This is a genomic window from Flavobacterium rakeshii (genome assembly GCF_009741375.1).
GTDB lineage: Bacteria > Bacteroidota > Bacteroidia > Flavobacteriales > Flavobacteriaceae > Flavobacterium > Flavobacterium rakeshii.
Genome location: NZ_WOWP01000053.1, coordinates 99,876 through 124,073 on the forward strand (window position 1 = coordinate 99,876; position 24,198 = coordinate 124,073).

Annotated in this window: 18 protein-coding genes; 6 read left to right on the forward strand and 12 right to left on the reverse strand. The window is 39.2% G+C overall.

The features are described 5' to 3' along the window. Positions 1–2: 2 nt before the first annotated feature. Both GN157_RS13165 and GN157_RS13170 read right to left on the reverse strand, forming a co-directional pair. Positions 3–953, reverse strand: a complete 951-nt coding sequence (locus tag GN157_RS13165; RefSeq protein WP_157483973.1) for a polysaccharide deacetylase family protein — start codon at positions 951–953, stop codon at positions 3–5. Positions 954–956: 3 nt separating this feature from the next. Continuing rightward, positions 957–1,355 carry a DoxX family protein gene (locus GN157_RS13170; protein WP_157483974.1) on the reverse strand — a complete coding sequence of 133 codons (399 nt, stop codon included), beginning with the start codon at positions 1,353–1,355 and terminating at the stop codon, positions 957–959. A 101-nt stretch (positions 1,356–1,456) separates the two neighbouring features. Here GN157_RS13170 and GN157_RS13175 point away from each other — a divergent pair, with 101 nt between their 5' ends. Beyond that, on the forward strand, positions 1,457–2,284 hold the full coding sequence (locus GN157_RS13175; RefSeq protein ID WP_157483976.1) for a helix-turn-helix domain-containing protein: 828 nt from the start codon (positions 1,457–1,459) through the stop codon (positions 2,282–2,284). A 146-nt stretch (positions 2,285–2,430) separates the two neighbouring features. Here GN157_RS13175 and GN157_RS13180 read toward each other — a convergent pair whose 3' ends face one another. The 4 genes from GN157_RS13180 to GN157_RS13195 form a co-directional block, all read right to left on the reverse strand. Beyond that, the gene (locus tag GN157_RS13180) at positions 2,431–3,489 is read right to left on the reverse strand and encodes an alpha/beta hydrolase (protein WP_157483978.1); all 1,059 of its coding nucleotides are present in this window, start codon (positions 3,487–3,489) and stop codon (positions 2,431–2,433) included. A gap of 25 nt (positions 3,490–3,514) precedes the next feature. Next, on the reverse strand, positions 3,515–3,928 hold the full coding sequence (locus GN157_RS13185; protein WP_157483980.1) for an OsmC family peroxiredoxin: 414 nt from the start codon (positions 3,926–3,928) through the stop codon (positions 3,515–3,517). 83 nt (positions 3,929–4,011) lie between these two features. Further along, the gene (locus GN157_RS13190) at positions 4,012–4,881 is read right to left on the reverse strand and encodes a helix-turn-helix domain-containing protein (RefSeq protein ID WP_157483982.1); all 870 of its coding nucleotides are present in this window, start codon (positions 4,879–4,881) and stop codon (positions 4,012–4,014) included. Between the two features lie 248 nt (positions 4,882–5,129). Further along, positions 5,130–5,792, reverse strand: coding sequence for a hypothetical protein (locus GN157_RS13195; RefSeq protein WP_157483984.1), 663 nt, complete (start codon positions 5,790–5,792; stop codon positions 5,130–5,132). Between the two features lie 181 nt (positions 5,793–5,973). On the opposite strand from GN157_RS13195, the gene GN157_RS13200 reads away from it, so the two are divergent. Further along, on the forward strand, positions 5,974–6,990 hold the full coding sequence (locus GN157_RS13200) for an IS3 family transposase (protein ID WP_157483986.1): 1,017 nt from the start codon (positions 5,974–5,976) through the stop codon (positions 6,988–6,990). A 168-nt stretch (positions 6,991–7,158) separates the two neighbouring features. Here the strand turns inward: GN157_RS13200 and GN157_RS13205 are convergent, their stop codons facing one another. From GN157_RS13205 to GN157_RS13225, 5 genes are all read right to left on the reverse strand, one after another. Then, entirely contained in the window at positions 7,159–8,019 is an 861-nt protein-coding gene (locus GN157_RS13205; RefSeq protein WP_157483988.1) for an outer membrane beta-barrel protein, read from the reverse strand. Between the two features lie 9 nt (positions 8,020–8,028). After that, positions 8,029–14,187 carry a T9SS type A sorting domain-containing protein gene (locus tag GN157_RS13210; RefSeq protein WP_157483990.1) on the reverse strand — a complete coding sequence of 2,053 codons (6,159 nt, stop codon included), beginning with the start codon at positions 14,185–14,187 and terminating at the stop codon, positions 8,029–8,031. Between the two features lie 10 nt (positions 14,188–14,197). Continuing rightward, positions 14,198–15,562 (reverse strand): phosphatidylinositol-specific phospholipase C domain-containing protein, encoded by a 1,365-nt coding sequence (locus GN157_RS13215; RefSeq protein ID WP_157483992.1) that lies wholly within the window; start codon positions 15,560–15,562, stop codon positions 14,198–14,200. Between the two features lie 99 nt (positions 15,563–15,661). Continuing rightward, complete coding sequence (locus tag GN157_RS13220; RefSeq protein WP_129749652.1) at positions 15,662–16,312, reverse strand: response regulator transcription factor; 651 nt, start codon at positions 16,310–16,312, stop codon at positions 15,662–15,664. After that, entirely contained in the window at positions 16,299–17,936 is a 1,638-nt protein-coding gene (locus GN157_RS13225) for a sensor histidine kinase (RefSeq protein ID WP_197429458.1), read from the reverse strand. Before GN157_RS13225 ends, GN157_RS13220 begins: the two co-directional genes overlap by 14 nt. Positions 17,937–18,487: 551 nt before the next feature. Between GN157_RS13225 and GN157_RS13230 the strand changes: the two genes are divergently transcribed. Both GN157_RS13230 and GN157_RS13235 read left to right on the forward strand, forming a co-directional pair. After that, positions 18,488–18,775, forward strand: coding sequence for a helix-turn-helix domain-containing protein (locus GN157_RS13230; protein ID WP_129749650.1), 288 nt, complete (start codon positions 18,488–18,490; stop codon positions 18,773–18,775). 3 nt (positions 18,776–18,778) lie between these two features. Next, positions 18,779–20,008, forward strand: coding sequence for a type II toxin-antitoxin system HipA family toxin (locus GN157_RS13235; RefSeq protein ID WP_157483994.1), 1,230 nt, complete (start codon positions 18,779–18,781; stop codon positions 20,006–20,008). A 545-nt stretch (positions 20,009–20,553) separates the two neighbouring features. On the opposite strand, the gene GN157_RS13240 is transcribed toward GN157_RS13235, so the two are convergent. Continuing rightward, entirely contained in the window at positions 20,554–22,812 is a 2,259-nt protein-coding gene (locus tag GN157_RS13240; RefSeq protein WP_157483995.1) for a nitric-oxide reductase large subunit, read from the reverse strand. A 583-nt stretch (positions 22,813–23,395) separates the two neighbouring features. Here GN157_RS13240 and GN157_RS13245 point away from each other — a divergent pair. Next, entirely contained in the window at positions 23,396–23,704 is a 309-nt protein-coding gene (locus GN157_RS13245) for a cupin domain-containing protein (protein ID WP_157483996.1), read from the forward strand. 17 nt (positions 23,705–23,721) lie between these two features. Further along, positions 23,722–24,159, forward strand: a complete 438-nt coding sequence (locus tag GN157_RS13250) for an RrF2 family transcriptional regulator (RefSeq protein WP_157483997.1) — start codon at positions 23,722–23,724, stop codon at positions 24,157–24,159. The last annotated feature ends 39 nt before the right edge of the window (positions 24,160–24,198 follow it).

Genomic DNA, 24,198 nt, shown 5'->3' on the forward strand with positions numbered 1-24,198 from the left:
TATTACTCCCTTATACTGTTGCGGTCTTCTAAAGTGAGCATTGCAATCTCATCTTTCCTTTTAAAACTAACTCCCTTGTGAGTCTGGATATAGCGTATCAGATCATAAGTTGTTTTCACCATTTGAGGGGTACCGCCGATACGGTCGTGGAAACTGATTGACATCTGTCTTTTCTGGTAGACACTCTCAGCATACAGCTGATCAAAATCGGCTTTTACCTGGTAAAAAAACTGATCCGTTGAGAAGTTTTTGCCTTCTATTAAAAGAATGTCATTGTTTCTTAAAGTATACGGAACAACAGCAAAATCCTTATTGTTAACTGATATGATGAAAGGTTCGTCCCGGCTCAAATCATCTATGTGGTAGGTGAAGCCCAGCTCCTGAAGTATCTTCAGCGTATTTTGTCCCCTTCGTAACCAATTGGCATTATAACCCACCGGAGTAAAACCCGTAGCCTTCTTTATGGCTGCTACCCCCTCGGCAATAAATTTCTTTTCCTCCTGATAGGACATATCGTACTGGTTGCTCCAATTCATTCCGTGTGCGGCCGCTTCATGCCCCCTATCTGTAATTTCTCTCGCCAGCTCAGGGTTTTTAATTACTGCCGAACCCACCATATGTGAGGTCACCTTTATCCCCAATTTATCCCAGTTATCGAGCATTCTGGGAATCCCCTCTTTGTAACCGTAGTCATACCATGTTGCAGCCGGCAGATCAGCAAAGCCCTTCTTCATATTTTGAGGAAATGGACTCTCTGCGTTCTCAGGCTGCCCTCCTGATTCAAACTGCATTGAAACCGATACCACGAGCTGCGTACCATCAGCCCAACGGCGCCCTCCCTCATTCATTACTGAAGATTCGCCGGCGATACCGGCGCTATAACCGGCAAACGGAAGCACACTTAAAGCTCCGAGTGCACCGGACTGTTTCAAAAAATCTCTTCTGCTTGTCATATTCTACTCTTTTATATGTAACAAATTATCAACTGCGTATGAATTGTTATTTATGTGTTGCAGTAGTATTCCAAAAAAAATAAGGTGGATCAGCTGTGAAGGGATTGCCTCCCAATTTTCAATCAGACAGGTGCCCAAAATCAATAACAGCATGACTACCCCTGCGGACAGTAAAGCTTTTCGGGTAAACAAACCTATGAGAAGTAAAGCTCCTATCGTAAATTCCGCTACGGGCAGCACATAACTGAATACGGCAATTAAAGGGTGCGGCAAAATGGAATCTTTGAATGCACCAGACATCCATGCGCTAAAGAGTTTTAATTTAGGCAGCCGGACCAGGCCATGCCCAAACATACTAACTCCTGCACCGAGCCGCAGCAATATGTAAACTGTTGGTTTCATAATTGTATTTATAACTTAAAAATTTAACTAATACAAATTTCATCAACTTCTTAGCAAATTTAAGGTATATTTACAGGTTTTAATTGTATATACAAAGGAACATGCAAGTAAAGAATATATATCAACCCTATGAGTGTGAAAATGTGATTGCAGACACATACTCTCCGCGCCAATATAAAAACACTTATTTTGAAATGGTTTTTGTTTTTGAGGGTACAGGTATTCAGCAAATAAACGCGCATCATTTACCTTATTCCCCGGATAAACTGTTCGTCATTTTCCCACAGGATACGCACAGTTTTGAAATACATGACACGACACATTTTTTTGTTTTACGGTTTAATGAGGACTATCTGAAATCGCAGGCTCAGTTGTGGCTGAAAAAATTAGAATACATTTTTTTTAACCATGATCATATGCCCGGCTGCATCTTAAAGAATACTGCCGATAAAACATTGATAAGAGCACTGGCTGAAGCTATTACAAGAGAATATGAGCTACAAATCCATTCAGGAACTGAGGTTATAAAACAACTTGTGAATACATTCATAACGGTCGCTGCAAGAAACATAAGCCTAAAACAATTACATGAAGGCATGCCTTCAGAGCAACCGGTTTCGCTACAGGGCTACATTCACCAGAATATATACAGTCCGGAAAAATTGCAGGTAGCGGCCTTTGCCAATGAATTTAACATCTCACCTAATTATCTGGGAGAACTTTTCAAAAAACAGACGGGAATGACCTTACAGCGATATATAGCTTCCTACCGACTGAAACTCATAGAGGCCAGGCTGCGGTATACCAATAACAGACTGAACGAAATTGCTGCGGAATTCGGTTTTTCCGACATGAGCCACCTGAACAAGTTTTTCACGCGGCACAATGGAATAAGCCCATCAGCCTATAGAAAAAAAGCCAAATTATAAGACAAGTTTACTAAATGTAATAATAATAACAGACATCTTTCTCATGTATATCTACGAAGATGCACGAAATTGAGCTATATAAAAAGGGACAATCCAGATCTGGATTATCCCTTCATGATTGGTCTATTGTACAAATAATTAGCGCATTATTTTACCAGAGCATCTTTAATTACTACAGCTTCCTGTAACAACGCTACTTTTACAGCCGGTTCATCAGCAATCGGATTTAACAATCCGTAATCGTGAATCAATCCGTTATAGGTGGTAATGGTAGTAGGCACTCCTGCTGCATCCAATTTTCTACCGTACGCTAAGCCTTCATCGTGTAAAATATCGTTCTCAGCCAATTGAATCAATGCCGGTGGCAAGCCTTGTAATTCTGCTAAACCAGCCTGTGCAGGTGAGGCATATATTTCTTTACGTTTTGCTTTATTTGGCAGGTAATTGTCCCACATCCATTGCATTAATGGGGTTGTTAAAAATCGTTCCTGTGCATATAGTGTATACGAAGGACGTGTGAAGTCGGCATCGGTTACAGGCCATAACAATACTTGTAATTTAATTTCAGGGCCTTTTTTATCTTTAGCCATTAGTGCTACAACCGCTGCCATATTACCACCTACACTGTTACCTACAACTGCCAGGTTTTTACCATCTACTCCTATTTCTTTACCATGAGTTGCTACCCAGCTTGTTGCGGCATAAGCCTGGTTTATAGCAACAGGGTATTGTGCTTCGGGTGAAGGGGTGTAATCCGGGAATACGGCTGCTACTCCGCTGGCCACCACTAAATCACGTACCAATCTTTTGTGGGTAGGGTAATCTCCCAGTATCCATCCACCACCGTGGAAAAACATAAAGACCGGTACATCTTTTTTAGCGCCTTTAGGTTTTACAATGTGTAGCGTAACGGTATAACCGTCCTGAGTAATTGTCTTTTCAGATTCTTCAATTCCTGAATAATCTACTGCAACCGATTTTTGTGCGCCTACCAACACCTGTCGCGCTGCTTCGGGGCTTAAGGTTTCTAAGGGCTTTCCGCCACTGGTATTTAATGCCTTCAAAAATTCACGGATTCCTTTACTAATTTGTGGATCTTCCTGCCCATGGTATGGGCGTGGTGCTACTTGTGCCATAACATTTGTTGTTAAAGTGAATACTACAGCTGCTAACAGCATTTTTAAAGTATGATTTATTGTTTTCATGATATTCTATTTTAAAGATTTTTTATTAGTTTTTTAATTGTGCATTAAGGGTAATCCCGAAGCTAAAAGCTCCGCTAACCGGACAGGTAGCTTCTGCGTTTTTGACTATTTGTTGAAAAGAAGCTTCATCAATTCCTGGCACGATGGCTTCTAAATCAAGTAAAGAATGGGTTATTTTTCCGTTGTCTAAAGTAATGGTGGAGCTGGTTTTCAGCTCAGTTACCTCGTACCCAGCCTCTGTTAAGTCCAAACTTAATTTCATGGTAAAACAGCCGGCATGCGCTGCAGCCAGTAATTCTTCGGGATTGGTACCGATGCCTTCAGCAAATCGACTGTTGAATGAATATTGGGTCTGGTTTAAAACGGTACTCCCTGTAGTTAAATGTCCGTTTCCTTCTTTAATACTGCCGTTCCAAACGGCTTGTGCTTTACGTTTCATATCTTATGACTTTTAATTAAACTATCAGTAATTTGATAGGTCAAAGATATAACCTCGCTAAACCGTTAAAAATGGATATACTACTATTCTAATTGTACATTTTTCCCTTCGAGGTATTTTTTACGGAAAACATTGGGGGCATCCCCTATTTTCTTGCTAAAAAGCCTGTTAAAATAGGCTGGATCGTCATATCCTAAATCATAGGCAATCTCTTTGGCACTTAAAGAGGTGTGAATCAATAATCGTTTTGCCTCAAGTAAAATGCGGTCTTTAAGTACCTCATTGGGAGCAGGCAGCTCAAATTTCTTAAACTTCTGCGTTAAGGTCTTGGCTGCTATGCCTAATAAATCCGCATAATCTGCTACCAAATGCTTGGATCTGTAATGGATTTCTACCAACCGACTAAACTCTCTAAAAAATTCTATTTCCTGATGAGGCTGATTTTCAAGTATTCCCAGCTGTTGTGCTTTCCATATCCGGGTGGCTCTAATAATAATTTGTTTTAGGTAAATGCGTAACATCTCTTCTTGTGTGGAAGCCTCCAATTCAAACTCTTCTTGCATTTGAACTAATATACTCTTTATAATACCATCTTCTTTTGTATTCAATACTGTTTTTGGCATTTGGTAGATGTTATTAAAAAGCAAGCCATCGCATGCTACTTCTGCATCGTGTATTTGTACACAATAAAAATCCCGGTTGTAATACATAAAATAGCCATCTGCGTCACCTAAGTCAAAAAATTGCACATATTGATTACTATTGATAAAAAAAAGCGTAGGCTGCTCTGTGTAATAGTCGTTAAAATCAACATTTAAACGTACTCCTTTAGGAGCATAAACTATTTTAATATATCCCTTATACTGGCTACTATTCAATAATTCTATGGAATCTGAATTGAAAGGAATAAAGCCTAAACGCTGATAATTGGACTGAAATATCTGCGTTGACATGATTGTATATATTTTGCGCTTCCTAATTCAAAGTAAGTAATTATTACCTGAATAACCACTTTGGTACTCTATAATCATCAGATGTGAATGTGATTTTACTGATAAAATAAATTTAGGAAAACCTGTCATTGCTGAACCTGTTAAGTATACTTTGTAACGGCCCTGTTAGAATTTTCTAACGTAATGGTAGCAAATTTGAAAACGCTACCGTTACAGTTTTTCCTAAGTGGTAAAAAATGATTCAAACTTTATAGTTTTAGATTCAAAAAAGAATCAATTTGAGACCTCTGTGGATAATTCGGAATATCAGATACATTGCTATTCAAAAAATCATCAATTACTTTTTTCACCCTCAGGTTGTTATTGTCGAGTCCATTCCACAAAACATGCCCTACTCCTTTTATATATTGCACTTTAGTAATGTTATCATTTATTCTTAAAAGATCCATCGGTGCATTTCGTTCTACGTAAGAGCTTTCACCTAACATCAAAAGGGAAGGGACTTTATATTTTTTATACGCCTTAGACAACTCTTTTGATGTTTTTGTAGCATCAAGTTTTACGGCACTGTTAACAGCAAAATTAATAACACTGATATCCACTTTGGGAATTCTCCCTTTATCTTTTTCCGGAAATGATTCAGTGAATAAATCCTGTATCAGCTGCTTATGATCCAAAAAATAATTTATGATCTCATTTTGGGATGTAAATTCCCCTTTTGGCGAGATCAAAATGGATATAAGAAGTCTTACCGGTAAATTAATATCACTTGATAAAGCATTTGGAAATCTTGAAAACGTTTTTTTGCCTTCGTCCGCTTCATCAGAGGATACACTTATTCCAGGCTCTGCATAAATTGCTTTGGCAATTCTTTTAGATAGATTTTCGTCCGCTGTAATGTGTGCTAACAAACTTCCTCCGTACGACTGTCCTATAACAATGTACTGTTTTGCATTGACGATATTTATAATTGCTTCAAAATCTTTAATGTTTCGATCGTGTGAATACTCTTTTTTAGGGAGTAGACCACTTGGTCTTCATACCAAAAAGTGGACACTAAATGAAGCAACTTTGAAGCGCAAAAAATGTTGAATGCAAAAGCAGAATATAAAGGTCAAAGGGAAAATTAAAATACAGGCAGAACTTAAGCAGCTAAGAAAAGAGTTAGCCAAAGTAAAACTTGAAAAAGCTATACTTGAAAAATGTGCCGAATGTCTTCAAGCCCGGACACAGGTTAAATTTGAATTTATCGACCAACATCTATCTTATTTTCCTGTAAAGGATATGTGCAGGGTTCTTGATGTCAGTACCATTGGCTATTACAAATGGAGAAGCAAAACATTATCCAAAAGAGACCAATATAATCTTGTATTACTTGAGCAGATAAAGAAAATACACTATAGAAACAAAAAAAGATATGGCAGCCCAAGAATTGCTAAAGAACTTAAAGCTTTGGGCTTTCACGCTTCGGAAAAACTTATTCGAAAGCTTATGAAAAGTGCATCTCTCGAGAGTGTTTTTAAAAGGAAGTTCAGGATAACAACCAATTCCTCCCATAAATACCCTATCGTTGAAAACAAACTTCAACGAAGCTTTCAGGCACATAGAGAAAATGAAGTTTGGGTATCGGATATTACTTATGTCTGGGCGGGAAAAAGATGGCTTTATTTCACTGTTATAATTGACCTCTACGATCGAAAAGTGGTAGGCTGGTCGTTGTCAACGACTCTAAAAACAAGATATACAACTGTAGAGGCTTTTAAAAAAGCTATTACAAACAGACCGATTAGAGAAAACTCATCATTGATTTTTCATTCCGACAGAGGCATACAGTATGCGTGCAAAGAGTTTGTGGAAGAACTCCGTCCATACAAATCGGTTTCCCGGAGCATGTCTCGTAAAGGCGACTGTTGGGACAATGCGGTTTCAGAAAGTTTTTTCAAAACCATTAAAACCGAGCTGGTTTATCAGAATAGTTATCAAAACAAACACCAAGCGGAAATATCGATTGCCTATTATATTGAAAACTTTTACAATGTTAAGAGACGGCACAGTTTCCTGGACAACAGGAATATTTTCGAAAACAATCAGCTTTTAAAACATACTTAATACATACTTAAGCAAAAACTTTTTAATAAGTAATGGCCTTATTGGGCACTACTTGCCAAATATCCTCTCGTTCAAGGCTATGGGCAAAACTACTGAAAGTACCCCTTATAAAAAAAGGACTGCCTGACAGTTGAGACAGCCCCTTCAATACAAAATAAATTTCCTGTATTAGAAATTAAAGATGGAGTACCGCAGCTTAATACCAAAGGCCATGGTTTTAAGCTGGTCCACGTACTCGGTATTCAGTACACTGTTGTATCCAAAGCTGGCACCGCTGTCGTTAACGGTATAGTCTACCGGCCTGCTCTTTTTATCCGCTATGTCATTTAGGCCATAGTCAAAGTAAAAACCTGCATACAAATTGCCCTTCCCTATGGGCTGCTTTACACCAAACTCAAACGAGGCTATGTAGGTAGGCTTAACGTCGATGTCGCCGTCGGCTTTCACATCGTCAAAATCCCCAAAGCCCATAAAGGCCGGGTCGAACAGCTCACCATCATACTGTGGGTAGTAGCCACTGGCAGACAGGTTAAAGTTCGATTTGAACTTACCCGATACCGGCAACCCAATCTTGGTGCCCGCCTTTATATAAAAGTCGTATTCCTGGTTTTGATACACCAGCATTAAAGGGATATTTACAAAATCCAGCTTTTGTTCTTCCTTAAAACGCCTCATGGTATACCTGAACTCAAAACTCTCGCCTTCAAAGTCAGTAGTTTCGTATGTCCCCGGGATATTCTGCGCTTTGGCGGTAGTATTAAACCTTTGATACTCTGCTCCAAGGGACAACCCGAAGTTATCCGAAAAAAAGAACGTATAGTCCAGGCCAAAATTAAGGCCTATCTGGTTGCTCACATCGCCACCGGTAACTTCATAATTTAAAGAGGTTGTCGGTCCACCTACACTAATTGTTACTTCAGAGAAAGATTTATCCTGTTCCTGTGCATTAATATTTCCAGTAAGCATTATCCATAACCCTATAAAGGAAATGGATGAGATGCTTTTTGAAATTAATTTATAATTTTTCATGTTGATTGGTTAATTGCTAACAATAATTTTAAATGATTTCTCGTGGTTTGCCGTAATACACCTTACTATGTACATACCTTCCTGAAGGGTTCCCGGAAGCTGTACCGGTGTAATCCTCTGGCTGGTATTGGAAGAGTGAATCAGCTTGCCATGAATGTCAAAAATATCGATACGCACATTATCCATTTCGGCTGAAGGGAAGTCTAAGGTAACGGTAACCTCGCCTGCTACCCTGGCAGGGTTAGGCATTACCGACATCCTGTAGCTGTGCTCCAGCGTTACAAGCCCTATACACGTTTGCAGTACATCGCCGTCAACTGTTGTTAACCTCAGGTAGTACTCTGCATCCGGGTCTAACAGGTCGTTGTTGGTCGGGCCTTCAGAATAGTACTGGTGCCTGCCTACCAACTGTCCGTTTTTATACCATTCGTAAGCTACAAATGAATATCCTCCGTTGGTTTGCGGATTGTTGTTCGCTAACAACAGGTTATCAAACTTCTGAACCGCGATATCAAAGAACGGGAACATTTTCTCTACCGTAATGGTATAGGTTTGTGTAGTCGTTCCGTCCTGGGAGGTAACCACAACTTCCTGGTGGTAGATGCCCGGCTGAGGGGTAGCTATGGTAAAGGTATGGCCCGGGGTGATGGCGGCCCCTACTTCGGTTTCAATGGTTACGGTTACTTCATCAGCAGTATCAACACACTGCATCAGGTAATACACTTCGCCGGTTGGGTTTACATATTCGGTATCGCCAATGGTTACCAAATGTAGGCTTGAGTCGCTGCTGGTAATTACCTGCTCCTGTGTTACCGGGACAGCTGGAAGGTAGTTGGAGTCACCATCCTGATGTGCTGTTATCTGCAGCACGCCCGAAGTAAGCATGTCTACCCATCCGTCGGCAGTAACGGTTGCAGGAGTGGTTGGCGCCGTATAGGTGTAGGTATAATACACCGGAAGCCCTGATGTAGCTGTAGCAGTGAGCTGGAAGTCCGGGTCAGCCTCAAGATTTTTAACCGGAAGCGCATCGAAGATTATCTGCTGCTGTGCCTGCTCTATGGTCAGGGTAGCCGTTAGGGTTATCGGGTCACAGTTGGGTGCATCCGGAGCCGGGGTCACCACTGCTGTTACCGTATAAACACCCGTATTAATGGCTGCATTGCCTAAACCGGTATCCGGAGATATAGTGTACGCTACGGTAGCGCCTGCCGGCAGGTTGTCTACCGTTATGGCCTGTGCCGCCGTGTTGTACACTACGGTCTGGCTGGTAAACGTTACTGCGTTAATAGCCGACTCGGTTACAATTACATCCTGCGTCTGGGTGGTAATGTTACCATTGCCGTCGTCATAACTCCAGGTAATAACGTAGTTACCTACTGTGGTGTACAGTAATGGGTCAGTTGTTGTAGCGGTAAGTGCACCGGCACAGTTGTCGGTAGCTGTTGGTACCGGTATATCGGTAGTAAGCACCTGGCACTGCATTGTAATGGCCAGAAGGTTCGTTACATCGCCCACAGGGGCTGTTGTATCGTCAATTACCACGTTTTGCGTCTGTGTAGCCGTGTTACCGTTCACATCTTCATACGTCCAGGTAATTACCGTAGTACCCTGAAGCGTGATTGGGAATGTTGCGTTATGCGTTACGGTTATGGTACCTATACAGTTGTCGGTAGCGGTTGGTACCGGAACATCGGCCTCGTTAACCACACACTGTGCCGTGATGTCGGCAAGGTTGGCAACGGTTGGCGTTGGGTTAACCGTATCGTTAAATCCTATGGTTAATGTAGCTGTAGCCGTACATCCGTTAGCATCGGTTACCGTTACCGTACGACTGCCTACCGAAAGGTTGGTTACCGCAGCAGTAGTGGCCGAGTTATCCCATGCATAGGTGTATGGTGTTGTACCACCGGCAGCGGTTACCGTAGCGCCACCATCCAGGTTCTCCACACAGGTGGCCGGGAAGTTTTGTACAGCATATGCCGTAAGTACTGCCGGCTGGGTAATGGTTACCGAAGCGGTGGCCGTACAGCCGTTAGCATCGGTTACTGTTACAGTATAGGTACCTGCGGCAAGGCCGGTAGCCGTAGCTGCCGTACCGCCTGATGGTGCCCATGAATAGGTGTAGTTTGTTGTACCGCCTGCAGCCGTTACAGTTGCTGATCCGTTAGAACCACCGTTACAGCTTACATTGGTATTTACTACCGCAGAAGCAGTAAGTAAAGTTGGCTCAGTAATAGTTACCGAAGCAGTAGCCGTACATCCGTTAGCATCGGTTACCGTTACTGTATAAGTTCCTGCTGCAAGGCCGGTAGCCGTGGCTGCAGTACCTCCTGATGGTGCCCATGAATAGGTGTAGTTTGTTGTACCACCCGCTGCTGTTACTGTAGCAGCACCGGTAGTGCCTCCATTACAGCCTACATTGGTTTGTGAACTAATGTTGGCAGTAAGTACGGTAGGTTCCGTTACCGTTACCGAAGCGGTAGCGGTACATCCAAGAGCATCGGTTACTGTTACATCATAGGTTCCGGCTGAAAGCCCTGTCAAATCTTCTGTTACAGCAGTGTTGCTCCATACGTAGGTGTAAGGTGCAGTACCTCCGGTTACAGTTAAATCAACCGTACCATTGCTGCCTCCGTTACAGCTTACATTAGTAGCCACACCACTGGCAGCAAGTACCGCAGGTTCCGTAATAGTTATAGAGGCAGTGGCAGTACATCCGTTAGCATCGGTTACGTTTACAGGATATGTTCCTGCAGCAAGGCCGGGAACGGTTAGTGTTGCATCCGGAACACCGCTGTAGGTTGTTCCGTTTATAGTATACTCAAATGGTGCTGTACCTCCTGTCAGGTTAATCGTCGCCGTACCTGTAGAACCTCCGTTACAGCTCACATTAGTATCAACTACTGTGCCGGCAACCAATAAAGCAGGCTCGGTTATTGTTACAGAAGTGGTAGCAGTACATCCATGAGCATCGGTTACCGTAACATCATACGTTCCTGCCATAAGGCCAGTCATGTCTTCGGTAGTAGCCGAGTTGCTCCACGCAAAGGTATAAGGAGCGGTACCACCATTAACTGTTAGGTCTACCGTACCGTTGCTTCCTCCGTTACAGCCTACATTCGTAACTACACCACTGGCCGTAAGGACTGAAGGCTGGGTTACGGTTGCGTTTACCGTTCCCGTACATCCGTTGGCATCGGTTATCATTACCGAATAATTTCCTACAGGAAGACCTGTCCTGTCTTCGGTAGTTATACCGTCACCCCAGTTAAAGGTATATGGCTCGGTACCACCCAACGGTGTAAGGTTAATGCTGCCATTAGAATCTCCATTACACAAAACATTAGTTACTACCGTATCCCCTGAGACTGTAGACGCCGGTTGTGTAATGGTAAAGTTTACCGATTTCGTACACCCGAACATATCCATTACAGTACAGGTCCATGTACCGGCTGTAAGGCCGGTTACAGTAGTTGTACCATCGCCTGTGGGGTTACCCGGCGTCCAGTTATAGGTATAACCGCCGGCACCTCCGGTAGCAGTGCTTACACTTGCTGAACCTGTAGCTGTGCCATGACAGGCAATATTGGTTTGTGATGCTGGCGTAAGACTTATTGCCGATGGCTGGTTAAGAGTAAAGTTTACCGATTTTGTACATCCGTTAGCATCGGTTACAGTACAGGTCCACGTACCGGCTGTAAGGCCGGTTACAGTTGTTGTACCATCACCTGTGGGGTTACCCGGCGTCCAGTTATAGGTATAACCGCCGGCACCTCCTGTAGCTGCCTTTACACTTGCCGAACCCGTAGCTGTACCATGACATAGAATGTTTACGGTTACCTGCTGGCTTAAGCTTAAAGCAGAAGGCTGGGTAATTGTGGCGGTTGCAGTGGCAGTACAGCCATTGGCATCGGTTATAATAACCGTATAGCTACCGGCTGCCAAATCATTCTGGGTATTGGTAGAAGACGGGCTGTTAAGCAATGATATACCGTTACTCCATGAATAGCTGAACGGAGCATCCCCACCGCTTTGTTGTACCGTAAGTGAACCTGTAGACTCACCGTTACACGTAACGTTAGTCTGTGAGGTTATGGAAGCCGACATGACACATACCGGCTCTGTAATTGTAACACCTGATGTGGCCGTACAGCCAATAGCATCGGTCACAATCACAGTATAAGTACCTGCGGCAATACTCGTTATTGATGCTGTAGTCGCCGAATTACTCCATAGATAAGTGTATGGCGCCAGTCCTCCGAAGGCACTTACCGTTGCCGAACCATCAGTGCCGCCGATTACCGAAACATTACTGACTACATTTGTCGAGGCAGTAAGTACTGAAGGTTGGCTTACTGTTGCATTTACCGTCCCCGTACATCCGTTGGCATCGGTTATAGTTACTGAATAATTTCCTGCGGCAAGGCCTGTTCTGTCTTCGGTAGTTATACCGCCACCCCAGTTAAAAGTATATGGGCCGGTACCTCCCGATGGTGTAAGATTAATGCTGCCATTTGAACTTCCATTACACAAGACATTAGCTACTATCGTAGTACCCGTTATTGAAGGAACTGTTAATATTGCATCAGTACTGGTTACTGTAGGAGTACAACTTCCTGTAGCGATTAATCGATATTTGTACCCATTCATTGATGATGTTACTCCTGTAATAGCTAAAGAGGTAGTCGTTGTTCCTGAGTAAGGTGCAGTATCTGACATATTGATAAAACCTGAACCTGGATCCACCTGCCATTGGTAATCAGTTGCATTGCTTACAGTAGCGGAAAAAGTGGTATTGCTGCCATTGCAAGTTGTTTGTGATATGGGTTGAACCGTAATCTTTGGTGAAGGGTTTACAGTAATTGTAAATGTTATTGGTGTTCCAAAACAGGAACTGCCACCGTTTATATATCTAGGTGTAACAGTAATTGTAGCTGTAACAGGTGCATTTGTTACGTTAGTTGCCACAAATGCCGGAATATTACCCGTACCCGAAGCAGCCAGCCCAATGGATGGCAAGTTATTTGTCCATAAGTACGTAATTGGTATACCATAGCTTAACTGCACTTTTAGATCTTTTGCCGTGCCTGTACATGGATCTCCAAAATTGGCGTTGGTAGCAGCAAGGCTGAAAGAGTTTTGGCCTACAGCTGCAGCCGATACCAAACTAACGCTATTAGTTGAATGACAAGAGCCTAAAGTAAAATTACCACAACTACCTGTAGCATTTCCATAACTGGCAAACTGTACATTGGTGAAAACAGAACCTGCAGGTGCACTAAGGCTTAATGTGCCCCCTTCGTTCACGCTTCCGCATAGCACTCCTGTAGTATTGCTGCTAAAGTTAATTGTATTTACCGAAGAACCGTTACAAAGCGTTTGATTGTTTACATTATTAACGACAGGAATCGGATTTACATAAACATTCCGTGTCTGAGAAGCCGTAACGGTTCCATTACTGGCCGTAACCGTATAAATACCGGCATTAGCCGCGGTAGCGTTACTTATAGTTGGATTTTGTTGAGAGGAAGTAAAACCATTCGGGCCTGTCCAACTGTAGGTTACCCCACTTGTAAGTCCTCCAAAATTTGACGTAAGATTTAATTCACTTCCGGCGCAAGGCGTATTAGTTGTAGTAAGTAGGGGCAATATTTCCACACTAAAACCCCAATAGCCATTTCCTGAGTTTTGTACCTTTAAAGAAGTAATGCCAGGCTGCGTAATCGTTAAAGTACCACAACCATTTATAAAGTTCCCTCCTGATATTGTGCCTTGCGTGGATCTGCTACCTGCACTACAAGAATTGCCGTAACTGTATGGAGACAGGTTAGCAGTTTGTAAATTGTAAGGATTGCCATTGATAGACACTGCTATATTTTGCGTAGCTGACGGATATTGATCCCAATCCACACCATAAATACGAACACCTGCAATAGGGACATCAAAATTAAAGGTAAAATATCCATTATTTTTTTCTGTCCAGTTTACTCCCCAGCAACCTCCTAACCCAGCAGTTCCTGAATAATTAAAACTAACGTTAACATCCCCTACAGGATAAGTTCCTGAAGCCCCCCATTGTGGGAGGGTATAATAAGGCTGAGCACATAATTGCCCCGTAAAAAGGGTAAAAAATAAAGTTATTAAAATATAAGAGTAGTGTTTTTTCATAGTACTAAATTTATTTAACAGGTAGTAAAGCCCATTGTTCTGCCCAATCGTTTTTGGATTTTTCGAAAATTTTTACAGGAGAACCGTCTTCTGTGTTTGCCTCAAATAAGTCAAGTAATGAGTTAGGGGCACTTTTAGGTTCTAAAATGAAATATCCATTTTCCAGTTTAGTTATTTTCCATTTTTGATTATTACCATTGTTTTGCCTTTGTATGATAACATTTGTTCCATTGGCCTGTATGTTTCCTGCTACATCCAGGACGGAATTGGTTGCAGTTTGAATTAGGGTATGTAAGTAGAAATATCCATCCCCTGCATCGGCTAATTTCCAACGTTGATTTAATTGATTATTAGATGTATGAATAATTACTTGTGTTCCATCTGCCTGAATATTTCCTTTCACATCCAGACATTTGTTTAAATCCAATCTTGGTCTAATTTCATATACATTCCCAGGCACTATCGACTCCATGGAAATAAAATTGAAAGGATTACAGGAATAAAGACGATTGATTAATGGAGATTCGGGGAAATCCATTGGGATAATACCAAAACGTGTTTTTTGTTTGTTGTAGAGATATTCAAAAAACAAAGGATTTACTATTTCTGCAATTTCTTTTGGATCCTCATAGAATATATTTCCGCTTGTTCCGCTTGTAAAATTTATAAAGAGTGTATTAGGTAAAGATGAAGATGCCTTTTCTAATGTTGGTTTTACAGCTTCTTTAAATTTATTTTCTATATCTTCTCTTCCTTTCCAATCGTCATATCTGTCCTGAACATAAAAATTTATACCGTCATTTTCGAAACCATTCATTCTATCTTTTGGCCATATGTTATCATCGTCTCCATATAAATTTACCCCAACAGGAAAAGATAAATCTCCAGGAGCCCAAAAACGTCTAAATAGTACTACTTTTCCTCTTACTTTATCTAAGGAAGGAATTTGACCATTTGTGTAAAAATGATACTCTTGTATGGTAGACCAAACAGCATTGTAAAAATATTTTTTATGATTATGATTCTTATACATTATGGAATCATCTTTTATACACATGATAATCGTTTCAGAAGGGTTTGAATTCAAAAACCTTTGAATAATTGGCATGACATCACCTGCAAAACTAAATCCTGATTCTACTAGCCCATGTGCAATATAAAGGGCATTATCATTATCTATTCCCGGTTTTAGTCTAATATCTAAAAATCGAACACCTTGATTCAATTGATCTTCAATACTTTTGTCCTGACATCTGGAAAGACCGCTAAAGTCTAAAAGATAAGTTCCACTATCATGCGTTCCTGGAATAGTAAATTCTGTAAGTTTTTTTCTACCTTCAAGATAGCTCATCCATTTTTTTGAAAAGTCATTCATATTGTAAGGCTAGTTTTATTTGTAGGTTTAAAACTATAACTTTACAATCCAAACTTTAAAAAAATGTTCTGAAACACTAATTTTTTGTTCTAAACAGGATCAAATTTTTTTTGAGATTTTAAAAACCTTATCTTCCAGGTATAACTTATCGTTAACAATTTTTGATATATGATAAGGGTTTATTGCCACACTACGGTTAATCCTCTTGAAATATTTGGATGGAAACACTTCTTGTAAATAGGTCATTGTTGTTCTCAGAATCTGATTTTTGCCCGACTTTAGATGTATTTCCACATAAACATGATCAGCTTCAGCAAAGAGAAAATCTTTTGCCTGAAAATAATAAATCTGCTTACCAATTTCAATTTTAAAAATGGCATCCTCATTAGCCAAAGCAAGTTTTATTGCGGTAATCAGGTTTACGCTGTCTACAGGTTTGGAGAGATAAGCAGATGGTCTCAAATTTGTAATTTTTTCAAGAGTAGCTTTATCAGTAAGTGCAGTTGTAAAAATAAATGGGATAGAGATATTAGTATTGATAAAATTTGCTAAATCTAGGCCTGTTTTATCTCCGGAGAGGGAAATATCGATAAGAACAAGATCGAATGACTTATGAGACAAAAGAAGTTTTGCTTCTTCATAATCATGGGCAATCTCGGATAGGAAAACGGTATCCAGCATTTTTTTTAATGAAAATGCAATTAAAACTTCATCCTCTACAATTAATATCCTGCTATTATGCTCTAACATTTGGAAATACTATTTTATAGTTTGATTTTTCTCTTGTACGCTCCCCTTTTAATTGTTTAACCATTCCCTCAATTATTAAAAGGCCCAGAGAGTTATTCTTCTTCTCAATATTGAAAACCGTTCCATTATCACGATAATTTAATTCAATTTTACTGTTGTCCGTTTTTCTGAGTTCTATTTGTAAAACAAGTAAATTATTACATGGTTTGGCATGTTTTATAGAATTTGTGACCAGCTCATTAATAAGTAATCCAAGAGATAGTATTTTGTCAACATTTAAATAAATCAGTTCACTATCATTTATATATTCAAATGTCCTTAAAGAACTCTTTTGATGAGATTCTATGATTTTATTGATATAATTCTGAACATCTATCAAATCATTGTCGTTATGATTCACACTATACGAATAAAACTCATGGGCTATAGTTATTGTCTTAATACGTTGATGCAGATCATCAAATACAGTTTTGTAATTTTTATTTTTTGCCTGATATTTTTGAAAATCGATCAGGCTTAAAATCACTGCCAGATTATTTTTAACGCGGTGATTCAATTCCTGGACCAAAAACTGTTTCTCTTCCACGTTAGCTTTTAGGGTAATATTATTTTGTAAAATTTTTTTCTTTTGACGCTCAATTTTTTTTTTATTTTTCTTAATCTGCCAGGTAAAAAAACCTAAAACAAGAATCAAAATAAAAAGTGTTGTATTCAGTATTTTTGTAGTTCTGATATCTTTCTCAAGCAACTGTTTTTCAGATTTCTCTTTTTCAAAGTCATATTCTATCTCAATCTCCCTGACTTTAAGGTCCCGTTGTTCGCTATTGTATTTTTTATACAAATCTGATGCAATTTTATAGTAGAACAATGCTGAATCCGGCTTGTTTTGTTTTTCTAAAATCTTGCTTTTCATCTTAAAAACATCAGCTTTATAATTCAATATATTTGATTTTGATGAAATTACGATAGCAGAATCAATATAAACATCAGCAATTTTATACTCATCTCTTGAAAAATAATAATAACTCAAATTGTTATACATTGAACTAATTGCCTCATAGTGATTTAATTTTTTGTATAAATAAAGTGCTCGATTATAGTGTCTTAGTTCTGAATCTGAATCTCTTTTTCGATTACCTAGCCCTAAGATAAGCTCAACAACCGGCATATTTACTTTATCGTTTACAGAGTCGGCATATTTTTTTGCCTGAAGTGCTACTGCATATGCTTTTTTTGAAAAACCATTCACTCTGTAATACGACGATTTCCTGATAAGAAAATTGGTGTAGTTTTTAAACTTGAATTCGGGATGCTTAAAAAATATCGTTTCAGCTTTGCCTAACTCCAGTAAACAGGATTCACTATTGTCATTAATTTCAAAAATAAGGGCTCTTTCTACGTGTATTTTTAGTTTTTGTTCCTCTGTAATTTTAGGATTAGTAATGAGATTCTGAGAAAGTTTAAAAGCTTCATCATAAAGACCAAATTCTGTTAGAATCTTTGTTTTCATGATGTCTAAATCGTTTCTTTCTACGCCAAAATAATTTTCCCTGTTTTCATTAATGATAGTCAAAGCTTTTTTGAAATCAGAATATATTATCTTCTGTTCAAGGTCTTCCTTCAAAAGTTTAAAAGAGCTTTGACCAGAACAAAAAAAAGTCAGAAGAATTAAAAAAAAACTGAAATAAACTCTTACCATTTAACAAAAATAAAATAAAAACCCATATTATGATTTAGCTAAGTTAATATGGTTTCTTAGATTCAAATATAGGACCTCTACCGAGTCTCTGAATTAAAAATGTTCTGAATCAGTATTTATTTGTTCTGAATGGGATGTCCGAAATAAATAATTCTTTTAATACTTGGTGAATATTGAAATTTTGAATTTTGGAAGAAAAGAAAGGAATTAGCGACAGTGGCCTCAGGGAAGCCTCTCGAATCCGGTTATAAACTTCTTTACTATATCATCGCCAGTAAGCAACAGGTGACACCGGCTGGTTAAGTGATAGTACACGTATCTGAAGTCCGAAACTTCCGGTCTTTTTCGCTTATCGCTACGGTCGTGTTAAATTCAAACTGATTGTTATTATAATCCTATCACAAAACTTGATTATATATAATATATTATCTATTATTACATATTTTCACTATATTTGTATAATATTTTATCCATTTATGTCAAAATACAGCGTTACAAAAACACCTGCGACCGTAATGAAGGAACTTGCTGCAAAGGCACAACAATTACGTAAAAAAAACGGTATTTCACAACTTGAACTATCGAAACGTTCGGGCGTGTCTTTCGGTAGCCTGAAACGTTTTGAAACATCAGGGCAAATCTCGCTGGAGTCGCTTTTGAAATTAGCTTATTTTTTTAATCGCCTTGAGGATTTTACCCCGGTATTTCAGATTGACGAAAGCCTGGAAAGAGTGGAAAAATTATTCAGCAATAAGACACGATAAAAAATGGTACCGATCCAAAAGATTACCGTTTCCATCGATTTTGGGAATGAAGAGCTTCAGGTAGGTGAACTGATACAACAAGGAAGGAGCATTTTCTTTAAATACTATACCGGTTTTATACAGTCCGGTATTGAAATATCGCCTTTCCACCTGCCATTGGGTGATAAAATTTTCGAAGCTCCCGCACAGCCCTTTGAAGGCCTATTCGGCGTTTTTTATGACTCCCTGCCTGATGGCTGGGGGCGTTTGCTTTTGGACAGGACCCTGACAGCGAAAGGCATGCTCCTACAGGATGTAACCGCATTACAACGCCTGGCTTACGTGGGCTTGAAAGGCATGGGCGCATTGACCTACCGCCCCCAGATCGAAACTTCAGCACAGGAAATAATGCAGGTCGAACTGGATGCCATATCCAAAGAGATGAATGCTGTATTGCAGGGATCAAGCTCATCGATTATTGACGAACTGTACGAAATGGGAGGATCATCGGGAGGTGCACGTCCTAAAATACTTGTCGGATACAATCCCAAAACAGACCATTTGATCCACGGCGTGGACACTTTGCCAGAATCCTACGAGCATTGGCTCATAAAGTTTCCTTCCTCGAATGACCGGCAGGATATTGCGCAAATAGAATATGCCTACCATAAAATGGCAGTGGCTGCCGGAATTTCGATGGCCGACTGCAGGCTATTCAGCTCCGCATCAGACCATAAGTTTTTCGGCACGAAAAGATTTGACCGCGAGGGCGACGGAAGATTTCATCTGCATTCCGCTGCCGCCATGCTCAACGACAACTTCAGGTACAGCAACATGGATTACGGCAATCTTATGGATGCCGCATTCAGGTTGGAACGCAATGTATCCGGACTTGAAAAGGTGCTGCGTATAGCAGCATTTAACGTGTTTTCACATAACCGTGATGACCATAGCAAGAACATCTCCTATCTGATGGATTCCAAAGGGAACTGGCAGCTTGCACCGGCTTATGACCTAACCTACTCCAATTCCTCCCACGGCATGCACAGTACCGCTATAGCCAATGAGAGTGCCAATCCAACAAGAAGGCACTTAAGGGAATTGGCCTCCGAGTTCGGCATGAGAAACGCAGCACCAATTGTGGAGCAGGTAGCTGATGCTGTATCGCAATGGAAATTTTTTGCCAAAGATGCAGGTGTTTCAAAGGAATCAACTGAACTTATTGACAAAAGAATCCAAAAACAGATTCTATAGGCTGGCTGTTTTGATTGCCAACTGTGCCACGTCATCAAAATTAAAATCATCCATAGTCTATGACTAATTTTGTTTTCCATAAGGTAATTAATTTGTACCTCACTAAATTAATTGATTTTAAGACCTGCCAAAAATTAGCAAATTAGCTCTTTTTCAATCAAAAATATTTACATTTGTGTTCTAACCAGCAGCCCTTCGCTGGTATGTCTTTGAAAGTCAAACAAATGGTTTGTTTGTGATATTTGTCGATATTTGGATAAAAACTGTATCCGTATTGTACCTCACCACTCTGAAATTTAGCAACATAAAGACTTGCTAATTTCTGTATCGGGAAATGATGTATTTTCTTATTAAAAAATGTTAATTAACTATTTTAAATAAAACTCTCAACATTGTTGAGAGTTTTATCTATTAAAAATAAGTAAATACAATTTATAGGGTTTGAAGAATAATCACTTTAGAATAGTAATCTACTTTTATTAAATTCTAAGGAAAAAAATTTCATTAATGGGACAGAATTACTCTACCCTAAAAGGTCTGTTGTTTTAAATATCTTTATTTTCAGAATTAGTATTTGGTTTTTTGAAACCAACAGTAAATACAAACCAGGCAAAAGTACCAAGTCCTACAGCAAAGACAGTATCACCTATGATACGAAACCACTTAATTTGATCCATACCTGGCCCTTTTAGAAATTCTGCAGATCGGGCATACCATAGTCCTTTCTCAGCACTAGCGATAGATTGTAGGACTCCCATTGGGAGTAAACTTAATACCAGCATTAGCATTAAACCGATGTTGATTGACCAAAATGAAAAACCTATAAGCTTATCATTCCATTTTTGACCTCGGTATAGACTTCTAAGTATAAATAACATTAATCCAATCCCTAGCATTCCATATACACCAAAGAGTGCACCATGGGCATGGGCAGAGGTTGTATTCAATCCCTGAATATAATACAGTGCAACCGGCGGATTTATAATAAAACCCAGAATACCGGCACCAAAGAAATTCCAGAAAGCAACAGCAACAAGACAATATATAGGCCATTTATAATCTTTAAGCCATTGCGTTTTTCTGCTTGCACGATAATTTTCATATGCTTCATATCCTATGAGTACCAAGGGCACTACTTCAAGGGCACTAAATGTTGCTCCAATTGCCATAACTGCCGTGGGTGTCCCGCTGAAATATAAATGATGGAATGTTCCTAAAATACCTCCTGACAAGAAAATAACAGTTGAAAGTAATACATTTAGCGTTGCTGTTTTTGTTCGAAGCAATCCCAATCTCACAAACAGAAATGCTGAAACTACGGTTGCAAATACTTCAAAAAATCCTTCAACCCATAGGTGAACAACCCACCAACGCCAGTACTCCGCTATGGCAAGATTGGTTTGTCGGCCCCACATTAATCCTGCTGTATAGAAAATTGCAATAGCTGTAGATGCAACAAGAAACATTGTTAGCAGGCCTTTCTCTGCAGTCTTGTTCCGTATCACAGGAATTAACGGACGGAACATTAATGCAAGCCATAGGAACAATCCTACGGTTAGAAAAATTTGCCAGAACCTTCCTAAGTCAACATATTCATATCCCTGATGACCAAACCAAAAGTTGGTTTCAAGTCCCAGTTTTTGCATTACGCCCAGCCATTGTCCAGCCATAGAACCTAAAACAATAACTAACAGACAGATAAAAAGAATATTAACACCAAAACGTTGAAATTTTGGATCTTTTCCAGCAACAGACGGTGCAATATAAAGACCTGTGGCTAGCCATGCAGTTGCAATCCATAAAATTCCAAGCTGTACATGCCAGGTACGCGATATTACATAAGGTAATGTATCTGCAAGATTAAATCCATAAAAGGCATCTCCTTCAACACCATAATGTGCAGTGACTACACCTGCCGTAATCTGGATTATTATCAGTATGCTAATAACCCATAAATATTTTTTAACTGCCAGCATGGACGGTGTAATTGTCTGACGCATTAATGGATCAACAGCAGGCATTTCCGGTTCATCTTCTTCACGTAAACGCGCATGATAAAATACCATAACTGCAACTCCAATCAGTAATAGTATAATACTGACACCTGTCCAGACCAATATGTCTCCCGATGGCTTATTCCCTACTAACGGCTCACTAGGCCAATTATGTGTATAAGTAATATTACTTTCTGGTCGCTCTGTTGTACATGCCCATGTTGCCCAAAAGAAAAAGCCCGTCATTTGACGCATTCTTTTAGTATCTTTTATCGCATTTTTGGGAATGGCATAATTATTTCGCAACTCATTTAGCTCCGGATTATCCATAAAAAGTCCCTCATAATAGCTATTCAGATATTCAATAGCTTCTGCCCGAACTGGTGTAATTATTATTTCGCCTGTTTCAGGATTATAAGTATTCTTACGAAGCTCTAATTGAAGCCTCCTCTCTAAACCAGCCTGCCTTTCACTTTTCAAAGTTTTGAATGCCGTTCCGTATTCTGACTTTGACCAGTAGTCTAAGATATAAATACCTTCACGATGTAGCCAATCTGCAGTCCAGTCTGGCGCAAGGTACGCACCATGACCCCAAATCGATCCAACCTCCTGGCCGCCGATGCTTTGCCATACATTCTGCCCATCTTTTATATCTCTTCCTTCAAAAATCACTTTACCAGTTGTGGTAATTATCCGCTCTGGCATAGGAGGTGATTTTTGATAAATTTCATGTCCAAAATACCCTAAGAATGCCAATGAAATAGTTGTAATTAAAATAAATGTAATCCAAAGTTTTCTTTCCTGAGTCATATGAATATTGGTTAAATTCGTAAAAAAATTCAGAGAGTACTTATTTTGATATAAAAACTTCTTTTATTTATGTTGACATCTGTACATCCCTAAATAGAGTTGACCGTTTAGGTTAATACTTCATTATCAAAAATAGTAAAACTTGGAATAAGTTTAAGTTGTTTATTCCACCATCTGTTTTCAAAATCAACATTGAATCGCTGTACAAGTGTTTTCATAAAAATAACATTTTTTCTTTAAAAAACACCTTAATACATTTTAAATCAAGGAATAGCAATAAGCCTTGATAAGCTGAATGTAACAAAAGCGTATCCCTGGCGAAAAAAAATATCATTCCTGTGAAGAGAGGTTGGAAATATAAAGATTAAATACTACAGGTATTTTATACAGCCCAATTGTCGTTGTGTTAAGCATGCGCAAAATCCAATTCAAGTCTTAAAAGATATTGTCCATAGAAATATCAAAGACAAAATACTCTTTTTAAAATAGTCTTTGTACAAAGGAGACATAAATCGCAAAATAAAAGATTTTGATATCTTTTATTTACATATCTTTGTCCTATTATTTCTTTAATTTTTTTACTATGGAAAAGATATCTATTTATGAAGATCTATCTTATGGTGAAACAGCGCCGAAGTTAAAAGTGCTGCTAAACACAAATTCAATAGAGGAAATACGGATTACATTTAAATCCGGGCAAATAATGAAAGAACATAAAGCAGCTCATCCAATAGTTGTAAACGTTATTGAAGGAGAAATTGAATTCAAAATAAATGAAGAAGTATTCATACTTCCTAAAGGAATGTTGATTAGTGTAGATACAAATATATTACACGAACTGAAAGCGACAGTAGATAGTATTCTAAGGCTATCTATTAATAAAGCAGGTTAAAGGTATAAGATAAGTAAATGGGCGTTTTTTCAAAAACTTGTGAATATGCAATGAGAGCGGTGTTTTACATCGCACAAAGGTCTTATGAAGGGCATAAATCAGGTATAAAAGAAATCGCAGAAAATATCAATTCACCGGAACCATTTTTAGCCAAAATTTTACAGAAACTAAGTAAAGAAGGACTTATTAGTTCTGCTAAAGGGCCTAATGGAGGTTTTTATTTTGATGGCAAAGATCTGAGCCGTCCATTAGCTGATATTGTTACAGCTATTGAAGGAGATGATATTTTTAAAGGCTGTGGAATGGGGCTAACTTACTGTTCTGAGTCAAATCCTTGCCCATTACATGAGGATTTTAAAAAAGTACGTAATCAGATTACCCATATGTTATACCAAACAACAATAGGAAAATTCAACATAGAACTGATTAAAGGACAAGTAACATTAAACAAGTAACATTTTTTTTAACAAAATAAAGGATGTTTTTGTCCTTTA

Excerpts from the sequence above, each read along its gene's own strand:
- GN157_RS13165 (WP_157483973.1), bottom strand. The coding sequence starts at position 953 with ATGACAAGCAGAAGAGATTTTTTGAAACAGTCCGGTGCACTCGGAGCT.
- GN157_RS13170 (WP_157483974.1), bottom strand. The coding sequence starts at position 1,355 with ATGAAACCAACAGTTTACATATTGCTGCGGCTCGGTGCAGGAGTTAGT.
- GN157_RS13175 (WP_157483976.1), top strand. The coding sequence starts at position 1,457 with ATGCAAGTAAAGAATATATATCAACCCTATGAGTGTGAAAATGTGATT.
- GN157_RS13180 (WP_157483978.1), bottom strand. The coding sequence starts at position 3,489 with ATGAAAACAATAAATCATACTTTAAAAATGCTGTTAGCAGCTGTAGTA.
- GN157_RS13185 (WP_157483980.1), bottom strand. The coding sequence starts at position 3,928 with ATGAAACGTAAAGCACAAGCCGTTTGGAACGGCAGTATTAAAGAAGGA.
- GN157_RS13190 (WP_157483982.1), bottom strand. The coding sequence starts at position 4,881 with ATGTCAACGCAGATATTTCAGTCCAATTATCAGCGTTTAGGCTTTATT.
- GN157_RS13200 (WP_157483986.1), top strand. The coding sequence starts at position 5,974 with ATGCAAAAGCAGAATATAAAGGTCAAAGGGAAAATTAAAATACAGGCA.
- GN157_RS13205 (WP_157483988.1), bottom strand. The coding sequence starts at position 8,019 with ATGAAAAATTATAAATTAATTTCAAAAAGCATCTCATCCATTTCCTTT.
- GN157_RS13210 (WP_157483990.1), bottom strand. The coding sequence starts at position 14,187 with ATGAAAAAACACTACTCTTATATTTTAATAACTTTATTTTTTACCCTT.
- GN157_RS13215 (WP_157483992.1), bottom strand. The coding sequence starts at position 15,562 with ATGAATGACTTTTCAAAAAAATGGATGAGCTATCTTGAAGGTAGAAAA.
- GN157_RS13220 (WP_129749652.1), bottom strand. The coding sequence starts at position 16,312 with ATGTTAGAGCATAATAGCAGGATATTAATTGTAGAGGATGAAGTTTTA.
- GN157_RS13230 (WP_129749650.1), top strand. The coding sequence starts at position 18,488 with ATGTCAAAATACAGCGTTACAAAAACACCTGCGACCGTAATGAAGGAA.
- GN157_RS13235 (WP_157483994.1), top strand. The coding sequence starts at position 18,779 with ATGGTACCGATCCAAAAGATTACCGTTTCCATCGATTTTGGGAATGAA.
- GN157_RS13240 (WP_157483995.1), bottom strand. The coding sequence starts at position 22,812 with ATGACTCAGGAAAGAAAACTTTGGATTACATTTATTTTAATTACAACT.
- GN157_RS13245 (WP_157483996.1), top strand. The coding sequence starts at position 23,396 with ATGGAAAAGATATCTATTTATGAAGATCTATCTTATGGTGAAACAGCG.
- GN157_RS13250 (WP_157483997.1), top strand. The coding sequence starts at position 23,722 with ATGGGCGTTTTTTCAAAAACTTGTGAATATGCAATGAGAGCGGTGTTT.